Annotated in this window: 13 protein-coding genes; 11 read left to right on the top strand and 2 right to left on the bottom strand. The window is 44.7% G+C overall.

Features of this window, described 5'->3' with window-relative positions:
• Window positions 1-23 precede the first annotated feature (23 nt).
• From ZYMOP_RS01050 to mazG, 11 genes are all read left to right on the top strand, one after another.
• Entirely contained in the window at window positions 24-3,719 is a 3,696-nt protein-coding gene (locus ZYMOP_RS01050; protein ID WP_013933507.1) for a cellulose biosynthesis protein BcsC, read from the top strand.
• A gap of 74 nt (window positions 3,720-3,793) precedes the next feature.
• Entirely contained in the window at window positions 3,794-4,831 is a 1,038-nt protein-coding gene (locus ZYMOP_RS01045) for a family 8 glycosyl hydrolase (protein WP_013933506.1), read from the top strand.
• A gap of 86 nt (window positions 4,832-4,917) precedes the next feature.
• Window positions 4,918-6,003 (top strand): lytic murein transglycosylase, encoded by a 1,086-nt coding sequence (locus ZYMOP_RS01040; protein ID WP_013933505.1) that lies wholly within the window; start codon window positions 4,918-4,920, stop codon window positions 6,001-6,003.
• The gene (locus ZYMOP_RS01035; protein ID WP_013933504.1) at window positions 5,987-6,454 is read left to right on the top strand and encodes a septal ring lytic transglycosylase RlpA family protein; all 468 of its coding nucleotides are present in this window, start codon (window positions 5,987-5,989) and stop codon (window positions 6,452-6,454) included. The genes ZYMOP_RS01040 and ZYMOP_RS01035 overlap by 17 nt, the downstream gene beginning before the upstream one ends.
• Before the next feature lie 102 nt (window positions 6,455-6,556).
• Window positions 6,557-7,735, top strand: coding sequence for a D-alanyl-D-alanine carboxypeptidase family protein (locus ZYMOP_RS01030; RefSeq protein WP_013933503.1), 1,179 nt, complete (start codon window positions 6,557-6,559; stop codon window positions 7,733-7,735).
• On the top strand, window positions 7,714-8,367 hold the full coding sequence (tmk, locus tag ZYMOP_RS01025) for a dTMP kinase (RefSeq protein ID WP_252507428.1): 654 nt from the start codon (window positions 7,714-7,716) through the stop codon (window positions 8,365-8,367). The genes ZYMOP_RS01030 and tmk overlap by 22 nt, the downstream gene beginning before the upstream one ends.
• A complete protein-coding gene (locus tag ZYMOP_RS01020) occupies window positions 8,367-9,371 on the top strand; it encodes a DNA polymerase III subunit delta' (RefSeq protein ID WP_013933501.1) in 1,005 nt (334 codons plus the stop codon). Before tmk ends, ZYMOP_RS01020 begins: the two co-directional genes overlap by 1 nt.
• 5 nt (window positions 9,372-9,376) lie before the next feature.
• Window positions 9,377-10,957 carry a methionine--tRNA ligase gene (gene metG, locus ZYMOP_RS01015; RefSeq protein WP_013933500.1) on the top strand — a complete coding sequence of 527 codons (1,581 nt, stop codon included), beginning with the start codon at window positions 9,377-9,379 and terminating at the stop codon, window positions 10,955-10,957.
• Entirely contained in the window at window positions 10,957-11,733 is a 777-nt protein-coding gene (locus tag ZYMOP_RS01010) for a TatD family hydrolase (RefSeq protein ID WP_013933499.1), read from the top strand. The genes metG and ZYMOP_RS01010 overlap by 1 nt, the downstream gene beginning before the upstream one ends.
• Window positions 11,730-12,503 (top strand): MBL fold metallo-hydrolase, encoded by a 774-nt coding sequence (locus ZYMOP_RS01005; RefSeq protein ID WP_013933498.1) that lies wholly within the window; start codon window positions 11,730-11,732, stop codon window positions 12,501-12,503. Before ZYMOP_RS01010 ends, ZYMOP_RS01005 begins: the two co-directional genes overlap by 4 nt.
• Before the next feature lie 321 nt (window positions 12,504-12,824).
• On the top strand, window positions 12,825-13,655 hold the full coding sequence (mazG, locus tag ZYMOP_RS01000) for a nucleoside triphosphate pyrophosphohydrolase (protein WP_013933497.1): 831 nt from the start codon (window positions 12,825-12,827) through the stop codon (window positions 13,653-13,655).
• Window positions 13,656-13,723: 68 nt separating this feature from the next.
• On the opposite strand, the gene ZYMOP_RS00995 is transcribed toward mazG, so the two are convergent.
• Both ZYMOP_RS00995 and trxA read right to left on the bottom strand, forming a co-directional pair.
• Entirely contained in the window at window positions 13,724-16,012 is a 2,289-nt protein-coding gene (locus tag ZYMOP_RS00995; RefSeq protein WP_013933496.1) for a ribonuclease R family protein, read from the bottom strand.
• Between the two features lie 105 nt (window positions 16,013-16,117).
• Window positions 16,118-16,438: a thioredoxin gene (gene trxA / locus ZYMOP_RS00990; protein WP_013933495.1), complete on the bottom strand. Its 321-nt coding sequence runs from the start codon at window positions 16,436-16,438 to the stop codon at window positions 16,118-16,120.
• Window positions 16,439-16,475 lie beyond the last annotated feature (37 nt).

Below are 16,475 nucleotides of genomic sequence, written 5' to 3'. Positions count from 1 at the left end.
TAGAAATAGATCCTAATAACCGTATGGCAAAGGAAGCTATCCAACAATCTACCTTTGTCGCAGCCCCTATTGAAAATTCTGAAAGTCCTTCCAATACGGCGTCGAATGCGCCTAAAAATGTTATTGTAACGGGTAAGGGCGGTCGATCGTTTCCTACTGGATTAACGCCTTCAGCGCGCGCGGGTAGAATTCGGTTAGAAGGTTTTAATGCTTTTAAGAATAATCAGTTGGATCTGGCCGAACAACGCTTTCGCCGTGCTTTAGCCCTTTATCCTCATGATAAAGACGCATTAGGCGGTCTCGGGATTATTCGTCTAAAACAGCATAATTATTCGGAAGCCATCCGTCTTTTAGAGGAAGCTTCATCAGATAAAGAAGGATGGCGGTGGGCCTCTGCTTTATCCTCTGCCCGTTTTTATGGCCGATTTGAAGAGGCACAAGTCGCTAGTCGTGCAAATCAATTAGACAAAGCCCAGTCAATCCTTGAACAGCTTCAAGGACAGCAAGGGGGTGACCAGAATGTGTCTGATTCTCTCTTGGCTGATATTTACGCCCGTCAGGGACAATTTGATAAGGCAACCGCCATTTATGATAAATTAGGTTCCTCGGCTGATGCGGTAGCTGTTGCCCGACTAAAAAGTCAGGAAAACGGCATCAAGGCTAGAAAGGCCTTGTCACAGGGGGATTATGTCCATGCCGAGCAATATTTCCGGATGGCTATCGCAAATGATATTGCCAATCCTTGGCTACGGCTGGATTATGCCCGACTTTTATTAAAACGGGGCCATCGCCCTGAGGCTGTCAGCCTTATTCGCCCTTTAGAAGATCAGGCGTCTTCTGAAGAAGCCATTTATGCGGCCAGTCTCTTCTGGCAAGAAGTAGGCGATAATCGACACGTCATTGCGTTGGTTGAACGGATACCTGAAGAACAACGAACAGCTTTAATCAATACTATTGCCGAAAATGCGGATTTGAATGTCGCTTTAGCGCAAGCCAAACGCATGAGTCTCTATGGACGGCGGGGAGATGCCATTGGTTTATTGCGCTCACTGGCCAATGATCCTAACCGTAGCATTGCGCAACTTGGTACAATTGCCGATGCGCTTTTACAGTTAAACGATGTTGAAGATGCTGCTTTTTTGGCTGAACACAGCCTTTCCTTACCTTTGGGATCAGCAAACGATTATCAAGCAAGCTTGTCGGTTTTAATCCGAACTGGAAATTATAATACAGCCAACAGCTTTGTCAGTCAGATTACGCCTGAAATGTCTAAGCATGACCAGAATGGGTATCGTATGCTTAATCGGACATTGGCTATTGCGCGCGCTGATATGATGCGGCAAAAAAAACTCTACATGCCCGCCTTTGACGTTTTACACCAAGCTTGGGATGAATCCGGCGGCAGCAGCGATATATTACCTGTTCTCGCCAGAATTTATCAAGATACAGGGCTTAATGATAAGGCTCAGTCACTTTATCATTATATGCTTAGAAATCACCCCCAAGATGCCTCGGCGCTTCTGAACAGCCTGACAATTTCTCAAAAAGAAGGCAATGACGAGCGCGCTGAACGAGCCCTTAGACAGCTAAAAAAAATTGCCCCGGGTAATCCTTATGTTTATCTGGCAGCGGCACGGCTTGAAAAAACAAAAGATAACGATGAAAAAGCCTTAAAGGATTTAAAACGGGCCCATGCTGTCTATCAACATATGATTAGACGGGGATTATCGGCGGATCTACCTACAGGTGCCGCTGATGATGCGACGCAGATGCCGATAGAAGATCATTATAATCCCTTTGCTCTCAATGAAAATGATTGGCGTAAATTACAAAAGCAAAGCCAGATTGAAATGGCCTCTTCCGATGAAGATCGCTTTGGGGAAGAGGATAGTTACGCCTATAATCGCGATGATGACGATGATGATTTTGGTGGCCGCCGCTTTACAAATAGTTTTCGTTCGACAGCTTCCAATCACTCACAATCTTTCGATCATGCTAGCTATATGCCTAATAACGGGCGCTCTGGTGCATCTGTTAACGTTGCGTCCTCTGGTTTTAAAGCAAAGCCACTTTTTGCTGATTCAGAAAATAACGATGAAATCCCTGTAAGATCAGCACCCTATAAGTCTCAGACAAGAAGTGCTCCTCGTCCATCTTTACGTAATAATTCCACTGGGACTACCAACGCATTACCCGTAACGCAGTCAAAACCGACAACGGCCAATGATTTTGCAATGCAGGATCAAGCGCTACCTTTCCCAAGCCAATCCGGGCGGGGCCTCAACAATGGGATGTCTGGTAACCGGATGTTTGGCCAGCCTTTCAATCAATCTTCACGTGATTTTGAAGATGATGATGAAGCGCAGATGAAAATTAAGGAAGATCAAAAACAACAGAAAAAATATGATAGTTGGAATGTCTTTGCGCCGGGGAGTGCTTTTGGCCAAGGGACTATGCTGGAAGCGCCGTCTTACACCAGTATAGCCGTTGCCGATCCTATCAATTATCCCGCAGCAGCCCGCTTTCATGGGGGTAGCAATGATCCTTTAATGCGGGATATTAATGACGGTATTGATCATCTTTCTTTAAATACGGGCACGGTTTTAGAAGGCACACCGGAATTTAGAGAACATTCTGGACAGGTCGGATTAAGTCGCCTTAATGAATATGGTTTTCATGCAAAGGTAACAACCGATCTTGGCAGCAAAATCCGCGGCTTTTTCTCGGCAACCCCGCTTTATGTGACGGCAGGGCAGCCGGATATATATGGTGCTGCTGTATTTGGGGCTAATCCGCTGGTAGCAACGTCTAGTGTTGCCCATGGTGGCACCGCCCTTATTCGATCCGTCAAAAACCAGTCAGCCTCAGGTGTTGCGCTTGATGCAGGTATTAAACGCGGTAATCTCAGTTTAGATATTGGTACTACCCCGCTTGGATTTAAAAAGACCAATATTCAAGGCGGCATCGGTTGGTCGCCGTCCATTACCGACCATTTAACGGGCCATCTTTTCATGGAAAGACGGCCTGTTATGGATAGTTTAGTGGCCTATGCTGGTACCGTCGATCCGGTTACAGGACTTTATTGGGGACAAGTTATGAAAACGGGCGGCGGCGCCGGTTTATCTTATGATGTCGATGGTAGCGGACTCTATGCACAAGGTAATTACCGTATTTATCGAGGCACACGAGTTCAGAACAACCACGCAGTTGAAGCCAATGTCGGCGGTTATTATTCCTTATTACATAGCCAAGCAGCCAATTTCAGTATCGGGGTAAATGTTAATTATCAACATTATCTCCACAACCAATATTTCTTTACCTTCAGTCAAGGGGGGTATTTCAGCCCCAATCATTTCATCAGTGTTGCCTTCCCGCTTCGCTATACGGGAACGCTGGATCGTTGGAAGCTTAATGCTGAGGTGGCGCCAGGTTATCAAAACTTCTATGAAAGAAGTAATTATATATTTGGCAATGAACATGATTTACAAAACCAAATGAATGCGTTTCATCTTGCTAACAATGCGCTTGCTAATCGTTTTTCGGGTCAACATCATAGCGGTGCGGGGTATGAAGGTCGTCTTTCGGTTAGCTATCGTTTAAGTCGATCTGCGGTACTGGGGGGAGAAATCAGAGCAACAACCTTCGGTCCTTATAGCGAATATCGAGAATTGCTTTCGCTCCATTATGCACTGGATGCAGAGAATTACGGTAATCACTAAATAGAAATTTTCTTTAAAATAAGAATTTCAAAAGGATTTATGGGATAAAAACCCTTGTCAAAAGGTAGGCAGTAGTGAAACAATCTTCAGTTATGATATATAACCGCCGTTTTATACTTGCCAGCTTAATGACTATTCCGTTGATAACAGCTTGTAGTAAGGCTCATGCAACAGATCAAAGTAATTGGAAGTTATTTTGCAATCGGTTCTTAAAAGAAGGCCGTATTGTCGATAGCGGTAACGGTGGTATTAGTCATAGTGAAGGGCAGGGATATGGCCTGCTACAAGCTGAAGCGGCCCATGATCGCGCTAACTTCGATGCTCTATGGCAATGGACAAAAACGCATTTAATGCGTTCAGATATGGCACTGTTTGCATGGCGCTATGATGGATCACAGCAAAATCCGATCTCTGATCTTAACAATGCTACTGACGGTGATATTCTGATTGCATGGGCCCTGTTACGGGCAGAATCCCGCTGGCCGGGTAAGGGGTATGGTGCGGCATCCGCCGCTATCAGGCAGGCTATTGGTAAAAAATTAGTTCTTTCGGGTGGGGGCGAAACTATTCTTTTACCCGGATTACAGGGTTTTGTCGGCACAGATCATGTGACGTTGAATTTTTCTTATTATATTTGGCCAGCCTTAAAAGCGTTCGATCAGGTAGATAACGGTATGTGGCGTACGGTTATTGAAAGTGGCAAAAAATTGCTATCCCGTGCTCGTTTTGGATTACCTCAATTACCGACAGACTGGGTTGATTTTAAAAATGATGGCAGTTTAGCGCCTGCCGCTGATAAACAGCCCTATTTTGGTTTTGATGCCATCCGTATCCCGCTTTACTTAATTTGGGGTGGAGAAGACGCGTTAGCAGTGCCTTTTGCTGTCTATTGGAATAGTTATCTCACCCATAACCAACCAATACCGGCATGGATTGATCTTAATACGCAGGCGATTGCGCCTTATCCGCTTTCAACAGGCGGTATGGCTATTGTTCATTTGATGCTGAATAAACCGATTACCTCGAAAATAACCGAACAAGATGATTATTATTCTGCTGCTCTGTTAGCGCTTGCTGAAATAGCCCATGAAGAAAGGCCTCATTTGCGTTAATATCACGGTTAATGTTGTCTAAATTCTTGAAATAAGCATAGATAATCATTTCTATCACTTTTCATTCCAAGAGGATTTGGGCGATTATGCGTTTATATCCCCTGATAATAGCTGTTTTATTAAGCGGTATGGCTTATCCAGCCTCTTCACAGCTTTTATCAAATACCGCCATCTCTGTTTCTGGCAACACCCAAAATAGCGGGGGGATATCAACAGACAATAAGGATTTTCAAGCATTTCTTGCGTCTATTCGTCCGCAAGCTTTGGCAAGCGGGGTGAAGCCGGAAACCTTTGATAATGTGGCTTTGGGTTTGACCCCTAATGCCCGTGTCATTGAACTGGATCAGAATCAACCAGAATCACCTAAAGCCGGTGCGCCTATTCCCCCCTTTGCACCTTATGCGGCTAGTCACGTAGATGCTATCCGAATTGCATTGGGGCAAAAAAAATATCAGGCTTTAAAGGATGCATTAGCTTCGATTGAACAAAAAACCGGTGTGCCTGCTGGTATCATGCTAGCGATTTATGGCCATGAAAGCGGTTATGGGCAATTTTCAGGTAATTTTGATTTGTTACAGTCTTTGGCTACCTTAGCCTATGACGGGCGGCGGCGTGATTTATTTACACGGGAATATATTGCGGCTTTGCAAATACTGGATTCGGGTATTGACCGTAATTTGTTAAAAGGCAGCTGGGCAGGGGCTACCGGATTTCCTCAATTTTTACCGAGTGTTTATCTACGCGCTGCTATGGATGGCAATCAGGATGGGCGCAAGAATATCTGGTCAGATGAAATAGATGCTTTGGCCTCCATTGCCAATTATTTGAAATTAGCGGGCTGGCGCGCTGATGTCCCATGGGGTGTTGCGGTAAGAGTACCGATAAGTTTAGATCGTAGCTTTATCCAATCGACGACCGCCTCACCAACATGTCCGCGCGTTTATGCACGGTTAAGCCGTTGGCAACCAGTATCTGAATGGCGAAAATTAGGAATTGCTTTTATGGGAAGCCATGTACCATCCGAAACAGAACCCATGGCCTTAATTGAACCAGATGGTTCTGGGGCGACGGCATGGCTCGTTTCTTCTAATTATCGCTCTATTCTTGATTACAATTGTTCTAATTTCTATGCTTTATCTGTGGGGTTACTGGCTGATGCGATTACGGGCTGATTTCACATCTTCGCTTCGTTTAGGCGCGGTTCTTTCTATGTTATTTGTTGCGGCCTGTGCCGGGCCGCAAACCCATTATGGTCATGTCAGTCATGCCGGCGGCGGCACTAACCGACCCTATAATGTGGGGGGGGTTACCTATGTACCCAAAGATGATCCCCATTATAATGAAGTAGGCTATGCTTCATGGTATGGGGATGACTTTGCGGGTCACCCAACGGCTATCGGGGAGAAATTTTCTCCAAATGGGATTAGTGCAGCCCATAAAACTTTACCGTTACCCTGCTATGTTGAGGTGACCAACCTTGAAACAGGGCGCCATTTGGTCGTTAGAGTGAATGATCGGGGGCCTTTTGTGCAAGGGAGAATAATAGATTTATCAAGAGGAGCAGCACGCGCATTAGGTATTGAGAAAAAGGGAACAGCAAGAGTGCGCGTAAAACGCCTCTAGCTTTTAATTTTACTTTGTCATTTTGACATTGTTATTAGCTGTCGCAAGGTTATCAGGATAAAATATCTTAATGACCACGCCTTTTGGGATATTGGTGATTCAATGAAGCCAGCTTTCTTTATTTCTGTTTCTATAACAGCATGGCTTACCACAGCCTCTCTCTATGCGGCGGCACCGCCTTTTGAGACTATTGCCCCCATTGCCTATATGAAGGATTTATCCTCTGGCGCTGTGCTTTATTCAAAAGACGCAGACCGAAGGATGCCGCCTGCATCAATGGCAAAAATGATGACCGTTTATATTGCCTTTGACCTGATCAAAAAAGGGCAATTAAAGCTGGATCAACCGATAACAGTACAACCGGAAACATGGAAAAAATGGCATGGACCGGCGGCTGGCTCGACGATGTTTCTTTCGCCCAATGAACAGGTCAGTGTCGCTAACCTGTTACATGGTATCGTTACTTTATCCGGTAATGATGCGTGTGTCGTTTTATCCGAAGGTATTGCGGGAACTGAGCCTGCTTTTGTTTCGCTTATGAACGAAACCGCACAAAGGATCGGTCTTACCAATTCTCATTTCGGAACCGCTAATGGTTGGCCTGATGGGGGTGTTACCTATGTTACCGCCCATGATCTCGAAACCTTGGCTGAAGCCACTATCCGTGATTTTCCTGATCTTTATCGCCAGTTCTATGGACAGCGCGAATTTACATGGGGAAAAACCCTCGGTTCAGGTAAAGACATAACACAATCAAACAGAGATCCTTTGCTAGGGGTTATCGAAGGCGCAGATGGTCTTAAAACAGGCCATACGGATGAAGCCGGTTATGGTTTCACAGGATCTGCCGAACAAAAAGGGCGGCGGCTGGTGATGGTCATGGCGGGATTACCGTCAGGATCTGCACGTCGTGAACAATCCATAGCCTTTATGAATTGGGGTTTCCGGGCATGGAAATCGAAACCTGTCGTCAGAAAAGGCGTAAGAGTTCAGACAGCGGAAGTACAGGGTGGCAGTGCATCTTCAGTCGGTTTAGTGGCACCGCGCGATCTGGCGGTAACGTTACCGATTACAGCCTCTGATCAAATTAAGGTAAAAGTGACCTATCAAGGGCCTATAAAGGCGCCTATTGCGGAAGGGCAACATATTGCAAATCTTGTAGTATTTACCTCTGATACTCCACCTCAAATAACGCCTCTTGTCGCAGAAAAAGCAGTTGCATCCGCTGGTTTTTTCGGGCGGATAAAGGAAGGCGTGCGTTGGCTTTTAGGACGGATGTGATTAATAAACAGGGATATTTTATTAGTTTAGAAGGCGGTGAAGGTGTTGGAAAATCAACACAGATCCGCCTTCTTGGTGCTGATTTAAAAGAAAAAGGTTTCGATATTATTGAGACGCGTGAACCCGGCGGCTGTCCGGGGGGAAACGCTATTCGTCATTTATTGCTGGAAGGGGATATTCACCGCTGGACGAATGCAACGGAAGCCTTGCTTTTTGCCGCGGCCCGTTCTGAACATGTTACCCGTGTTATACGTCCGGCTTTGGACAAAGGGCAATGGGTTCTGTGTGATCGCTATATTGATAGTTCTTTAGCCTACCAAGGCGATGCTAGTGGTATTGGCGAAGACAATATCCGCAAGCTTCATTATATCGGTAGTCAGGGATTAATGCCGCATCGCACGCTTCTTTTGGTGCTGCCTAATGGGGAAGGGGTTGAACGGGCTAAAATTCGCGATGGTAACCAAGGTAACCGTTTTGAAAAACGCGATCTTGACTATCACAAGAAGGTCAATGAGGCTTTTCATAAATTAGCTCTCGAAAATCCTGAACGTTTTCGTATTATTGACGCCAGTGGCACCGCCGAAATGGTTCATAAGCGTATCATGCATTCAATAGATGATCTTTTATCTTAATGTCAGAATTATTCGGCCATGATCAGACAGTAAAAACCCTTTACCATGCAGAAAAGAGTGGAAGGCTGCACCATGCTTGGTTGCTGGCGGGGCCGCGTGGGATCGGCAAACGGTTATGGGCGGATAAGGTGGCCGCATGGCTTTTAGCGAGTGCGGTCAATTCTGACTTCAGAAAAAATGCACCTGTTAATAATATTGCTGTTCCTGATCATCATCCTACCCTTTCGCTTATAAAAGCCGGAAGTCATCCAGATTTATTGCGATTAGAACGATTATTTCGTGACAGTAAAGAGCAAGAGCGGGCAAGAAATATCACTGTCGATCAAGTAAGAGGCATTCAACGGTTATTTTCAACTACGCCAGCACTTTCCTTCCGGCGTATTGTTATTATTGATTCCATTGATGATCTGGAACGGGCAGCCGCTAATGCGCTGTTAAAAAATCTTGAAGAGCCCCCTGCGGGTACAATATTTCTTCTAATCAGCCATGCGGTAACCCGTCTTTTACCCACTATCCGGTCACGTTGCCGGATACTTCGTTTTCAGGCGTTAGACGATTCTGATGTTCTTAAAGCTCTAAGACAGAATTTACCTGAAGCTAACGAAGAAGAATTAGTTAGTCTGGTAAAAATTAGTCAGGGTGCCCCAGGATACGGATTAAAATTTTCTGGTCTTGATATAGCCACTCTTGATCGTAGTATGAATGATCTGATTAAAAAAGGCGATTCCGATCTTTCCTTGCGTAGCCAGCTTGCACAAAGCCTTGCGCTTAAATCCGCACAAGGACGATATGAAGCCTTTTTGGAACAGGCTCCTGCACGTATCGCCGCAGAAGCCCATCATCTAACGGGAGAAAGATTGGCACGCGCCATTCATTTGTGGGAAAAGGCACGCCAGTTAGCTAATGAAGCTATATCATTATCACTCGATCCACAGGCAACGGTTTTCACTCTGGCCGGATTGCTGGCCAGATTAGCTCCAACAGATAGGTTCGGTAAACGTTAAACGCTATGTCTCAATCTTTTTATATTACGACTGCTATTAGCTATCCCAATGGCAAACCCCATATTGGTCACGCTTATGAAGCTATCGCGGCTGATGCGCTTGCCCGCTATCATCGTCTTTTAGGACAGGATGTCTATTTCCAAACGGGTACTGATGAACATGGTCTAAAAATGGATCAGGCGGCGCGTAACCGTGATGTTAAACCGATTACCCTTGCAGATGAGATGTCTTCTCATTTTAAAGCTATGGATGATCTTTATAATATTTCTTATGATCGCTTTATTAGGACCACAGAAGCTGAACATTATAAGGCAAGTCAAGCCTTGTGGAAAACTTTAGCCGATGCAGGGCATATTTATCTGGGACGCTATGAAGGATGGTATTCTGTCCGAGACGAAGCCTTTTATAAAGAAGATGAGCTGATTACTGACGCAGCTGGTAATAAATTATCCCCGCAAGGGACACCCGTTGAATGGAATGTAGAAGAAAGCTGGTTCTTTAGACTTTCTGACTTTCAAGATAAATTGCTAGCTTATTATGAAGCGCACCCTAAATTTATTCAACCGGAAGCCCGGCGGAATGAAGTTATCAGTTTTGTAAAATCTGGCTTGTCTGATCTTTCTATTTCACGGAGCAGCTTTGATTGGGGCATTCCTGTACCGGATGCGCCAGGACATGTCATGTATGTCTGGATTGATGCGTTAACGAATTATCTGACAGGGGCAGGGTATCCTGATAATCAAGCCAGACTTGAACACTATTGGCCAGCGGACATTCATATTATCGGTAAAGATATTATCCGTTTTCATGCTGTTTACTGGCCTGCTTTTTTAATGGCAGCGAATATTCCTTTACCAAAGGCCGTTTTTGGTCACGGATTTCTCCTTAATAAAGGAGAAAAAATGTCTAAATCTGTTGGAAATGTTGTCGATCCAATAGATATGGCTAAACTTTATGGCGTAGACCAGCTTCGCTATTTCCTGTTACGAGAAGTGACTTTTGGTCAGGATGGCAGCTATAGTCATGAAGCAATTGTTAATCGTATTAATGCCGACTTGGCGAATGATTTCGGCAATCTAGCCCAACGATCATTATCAATGATCGCAAAGAATGGCGCAAAAGTTCCAACGCCTTATAAGACGACGGCGGCTGACGAAACCTTGATGACCAAACTGGCGGGTATCCCTCATCAGGTGGCCACAGCTATGAATAATATCGCGCCTAATCAGGCCTTGGATGCTATCTGGCGTGGTGTTGCTGAAGCTAATCTTTATATTTCAGAACAAGCTCCGTGGACGGTCAGAAAAACCGATCCTGAACGTGCAGATACCATTCTTTATTGGACAGCCGAGGCAGTTCGTCAGCTCGCCATTTTAAGTCGGTGGGCTATTCCGAACAGTAGTGATGCTTTATTAGATCAATTAGGGCAGGGGGCAGATCAGCGAGATTTCGCGGCTTTATCATCGCCGTTGGTGCCTTCCTTGGCACTACCTGCGCCACAAGGTGTTTTTCCCCGTTTTATAGATGAAGATAAAGTCTCATCTGACAAGAAAAACGCTAAAAAAACAGCTAAGGATAAAGCCTAATGCTGATTGATAGTCACTGTCATCTTAACTATCCGGGTTTATTTGAACGCCAAGCTGAAATTTTGGAACATGCCCGTCAGGCCGGTGTAACGGGCATGGTGAATGTGGCGACCAAAGAATCCGAATGGAATGCGATTATCGCAACCGCAGAACGGGAGAAGGATGTCTGGGCGAGTGTCGGCATCCATCCCAATGAAGCCGCCGCCCATCCCGCTATTGATAGTAGTACACTTATCAAGGCCGCCAATCATCCTAGAGTAGTCGCTATTGGCGAAAGCGGGCTTGATTATTTTTATGGCGAAAATGATTTCGACCAACAAAAAGCAGGTTTTCGGGAACATATCATAGCCGCTCGTGAGACTGGATTACCGCTTATTGTTCATATGCGTAATGCAGAAGACGATACGGCAAACATTCTGGAAGAGGAAATGAAAAAAGCTCCTTTCAAAGGGCTTATTCATTGTTTCACGGCAAGTGCAGATTTTGCAGAACGTATGCTAAAAATTGGATTTTATATTTCCATTTCAGGCATCGTCACCTTTAAAAATGCCGAAGATTTACGGGATACCATACAAAATCTACCCCTTGATCGGCTTATGGTTGAAACAGATTCCCCTTTTTTAGCCCCGGTCCCTTATCGCGGCAAAAAAGGGGAACCCGCCTTTGTCGCAGATACAGCCCATTTTTTAAGCCAGCTTTTCGGTATGCGTTATGAAGCCTTTACCGAGATAACCAGTCATAACTTTTTGAAATTATTTGATAAGGTAAAATTATGAAACTCCGTCTTCTCGGCTCAGGCACATCATCCGGTGTGCCACGAATCGGGAATAATTGGGGTGAATGTGACCCTAAAGAGTCTAAAAACAGGCGCAGCCGTGCGTCGCTTTATGTTGAAACCCCCAATATGAATCTGTTGGTTGATACCTCGCCGGATATGCGAGAACAGCTATTAAAGGCAGATATTTCGACCTTGGACGCTGTGCTCTGGACGCATGATCATGCCGATCATTGTCATGGTATTGATGATTTACGTCAAATTTTTCATGCTAAGGGTCATCCAATACCGGGATTTGCCCGTCCAGAAACATTAGATGGCTTACGCCGACGTTTTGCCTATGTCTTCGAGGGTTTTGGAGAATATAGACCAACCGTAAAAGGTCATTACTTGCCTGATCATCTGACAATCGGGGATATTCATATTAAAGTCGTCGATCAACCCCATGCCCGGGCGACTTCGGCAGGTTTTTGTTTTGAACATAATGGTTTTCGTGTGGGGTATGCCACGGACTTTAATCACATCACGGAAGAAATGGCTGAACTTTATCAAGGGGTAGATCTTTGGGTTGTTGATACCTTGAGAGAGAAACCCCATCCATCCCATCCACATCTGGCTATGATTGTAAGTTGGGTCAAAAAGCTAAAAGTGAAAAGGGCGGTCACATGCCATATGGATCACTCGATGGATTACGCTACCTTATCCAGAATATTACCGGATAATATGGAAGTTGGTTATGATGGTTGGACATGGGATTCCGCATTAGAGTAGTAAAAATTTAAAAGCGGGTAGGGGTAATTTCAAAAGGATATTTTTTTCCGTTCAAGTCCTTTTTTCTTGCCCCATACTCTTGTTAATTTTTTTGATTTTCTTTTCCGATCAATTTTTTTCTAATGAAACCGTTTAAATCTGTTCACTGAAGAACAGTCGTGAAAATTGGGAAAAATAATAGTGATCTTTGCAAAGATGATGGCTGATCGACGGAGAAGGGGATTCTTTAAAAAGCGGAATCATCCTATGTAATGTTTATGATAAATTATTTATTATTTAACATAATATATATTATCAGACTAACCGATGAAGAGTGCCCCCATGTCTAAAAAGCCTGAAAACATACAAGATTTTTTAAAAAATACAGAATTGTCTCCCATTGATAAATTACGAACAATCATGACTCTATTGCGTGATCCTGATCAGGGTTGTCCATGGGATTTAAAACAAAATTTTGCTAGTATCGCTCCTTTTGCGATTGAAGAAGCCTATGAAGTTGTCGATGCTATTGAACAACAGGATATGGACGAATTAAAAAATGAATTAGGTGATTTGTTATTGCAGGTCATTTTTCATGCACAGATGGCTTCTGAACAAAATCTGTTTAACTTTGATGATGTTGTTGAAACTGTTTGTAACAAAATGATTAGACGTCATCCGCATGTTTTTAATAAGAACACGCATGATAAACCCACTATGAATTCTGATAGCTGGGAAAAAATCAAAGCGACCGAACGCGCTGATAAAGATAAATCAGCCTCTGGCGCTTTATCGGGTATTGCGAAAGCGCTCCCTGCTTTGACGCGCGCAAAGAAGATTCAGGAACGGGCTGCGCGTACCGGATTTGACTGGTCAGATACAGCAGGCCCCCGTGCTAAAATTGACGAAGAATTAGATGAGGTCGATAATGCGACAGATCACGAAAATTTGATCGAAGAGATCGGCGACGTCTTGTTTACGGTCACAACCTTTGCTCGTCATCATGGAATTGATGCAGAACAAGCTTTAAAACAAGCCAATGCTAAATTTGAAAGCAGGTTTCGTCATATGGAAGAAATAGCTAAGGGCGACATCACCCCCCTACCCTTGGCAGAAAAAGAAGCTCTGTGGCAAAAAGCAAAATATCATGAAAAATCGTTAAAAAACAAATAGATATAGGAAGATTTTTTCTGTTCATTTCAGTTTTTATGAACAGAAAAATCCCTTTTTAGATTCACACTCTAACGATGACGAATATTAGCCGGCCTGCCCCGCTTTTTTACAAGGCGAGGATCAATACCACCCCGTCCTTTACCCCGTCGTGACATTTTTACCGGTTTTATCGCCTCTGGAAGTTCAAAGCGGAGAGCGCCGCTGATGGGGTCAGCTTCCATCAAACGCAGATCGATTTTTTGACCGATTTCATAGCGCGTGCCACTTTGCTCACCTTCCAGACTTTGGCTGACTTCTTCATAACGAAAATATTCCAAGCCCAATGTTGAAACCGGTACTAACCCATCCCCTCCCAAAGAAGGAATAGTCGCAAAAAATCCAAATTCACGCACGCCTGTGATGCGGGTTGGCATGATTTCGCCAATATATTTTGAAAAATAAGCCGCAATGTAACGATCTACGGTTTCCCGTTCGGCCTCCATTGCCCTTCTTTCAGCGTGGCTTATTTTTTCACCGATGACAGGCATATTTTCGGCATCCTGTAACGGTAATGCGGTTACCGTTGGAATAGCGGATGCAGACTGTTCTGTTTTTAATTTTGGTTTGCCTTTTTCCAAGCCATAAGCCCCGACCAAGGCACGGTGCACCAATAAATCAGCATAACGCCGAATAGGGCTCGTAAAATGCGCATAGCTACCCAAGGCTAAACCAAAATGCCCCATATTAGCTGGAGAATAGTAGGCTTGGGTCTGGCTGCGTAAAATCTGTTCCATGATACGGGCACGAGATTCTTCATCAACTTCTAGGCGATTGATCAGATGATTAAACACTTCCGGTTTAATGACTTGTCCCAAGGCAAAAGGTATCGCAAAACTTTTGAGATAGTCCCGTAAAGCCACCAGTTTTTCACGACTGGGAGGTTCATGGACACGATACATCACCGGGGCTTTTTTAGCCTCCAAAGCTTTGGCAGCAGCAATATTGGCCGCGATCATGAAATCTTCAATCAGTTGATGCGCCTCTAGCCTTTCGCGGACAGCGACAGAAAGAATTTGCCCATCATCCCCCAAAATCACCCTTCTTTCGGGTAAATCTAATCCTAGTGGTTGTCGCTTATTGCGCGCCTTGTTCAAGACCTGCCAACAATCCCATAAGGGTTTTAAAGCTGTTTCGGTTAAGGGATTTTCAAGACGGCCATCAATAGCAGCTTGGGCATCCTCATAAGAAATATTTGCCGCCAGCCGTACTTTTGCACGGGTGAAACGCCATGATTTCAATTTACCTTCTGGCCCGATCACCAAATGACAAACCAAGGCTGCCCGATCTACTTTTTCTTTTAAAGAACAAACATCGCCCGAAAGCCTTTCCGGTAACATCGGCACCACTTGATCGGGGAAATACACGCTATTCCCGCGTTTGCGGGCTTCTTTATCCAAGGATGATCCCGGGCGAACATAAAAGGAGACATCAGCAATCGCTACTACAGCTTGATAACCGCCCTGGTTGGAAGGATCGGGGTCTGGTGTCGCCCAGACGGCATCATCATGATCACGCGCATCGGCCGGATCAATAGCAATAATAGGTAGATGGGTTAGATCTTCACGGTCTCCCAATTCCAAATGGGCTACTTTTTCCGCTTCATCCAAGATATCTTTGGAAAAACGATCTGGAATATTATATTTATGAATAGCAATCAGGCTGAAGCTTTTCGGCTGAAAGGGATCACCTAGCCTTTGGGTAACGCGCGCCGTTATGCGGGGTGCCCTGCCCGCTTTTTCGGCCAAAACCAAATCGCCGATATGCGCATCACCCACATCAGATATTGGCCATGTTTTTTTAACTTTTTTATCAACCGATTGTAACCACAATTTATCATCTTCAACACGAACGATGCCTAACATGCCCGCTTCGGCCGGGGCTAGCTTTCTTAAAATATGGGCTTGCCAGCGCTGATCGATTTGTTCTGTCCGTGCTAAAACGCGATCCCCACTACCAAGTGCGCCTTTTCTTTTCTGCTCGATCAGACGAACCCTTGGTCTTGGCCTATCTTCTGCTTGCCAATTTTCGGGTTCCCCAATGGCATATCCGTCCTCATCACTATCTATAATTTTTAAAATAGTAACTTTGGGCAATCCCCCCATCAGATGGAAAGCCCGTCCGGGTGAAGAATCAATCAAGCCTTCATCCGCCATATCTTTCAGTAACGCTTTTAATCCGATTTTGGCCTGCCCTTTCAATCCAAAGGCACGGGCGATTTCCCGTTTTCCAGCGGCCTGTGGCGAAGAGGCTATAAAGTCAAGAATCTGCTTTTGAGAAGGCAGTTCATTTATCGAGGATTTTTTATATGCACGGGTCATAAGGGGGATAATAAGGCCTTTTTATAAAAAGATAAAATTCAATTCAGACACAGGTATAAACAGGCTGAAATCTTATCAGGCCAATCCCCCTTTTTAAGGAAAGATTTAGATAGATTGTTCAATCCATGCTTTTAACTGGCTTTTGGGAGCGCCTCCCGCGCGGGTAGCAACAACTTCGCCATTCTTGAAAATCATCAAAGTAGGAATATTGCGGATACCATATTGGCTGGCGGTTTCAACATTACCATCAACGTCTAGCTTCGCTAAGGTCATTTTACCTTCCAGCTCGCTCGCAATTTCAGACAACGCCGGAGCAATCTGACGGCAAGGGCCACACCATTCTGCCCAGAAATCAACCACAACCGGTTCCTGAGATTTCAGAACATCTGCTTCAAAGCTGGCATCTGTTACGCTTTTCACGCCCATTTTATCTCTCCTGAGGAATCTTTGTTAATATAGGTAT

Source organism: Zymomonas mobilis subsp. pomaceae ATCC 29192 (assembly GCF_000218875.1).
In the GTDB taxonomy this organism is placed as follows: domain Bacteria; phylum Pseudomonadota; class Alphaproteobacteria; order Sphingomonadales; family Sphingomonadaceae; genus Zymomonas; species Zymomonas pomaceae.
This window is presented reverse-complemented; position numbering and strand designations above follow the sequence as displayed.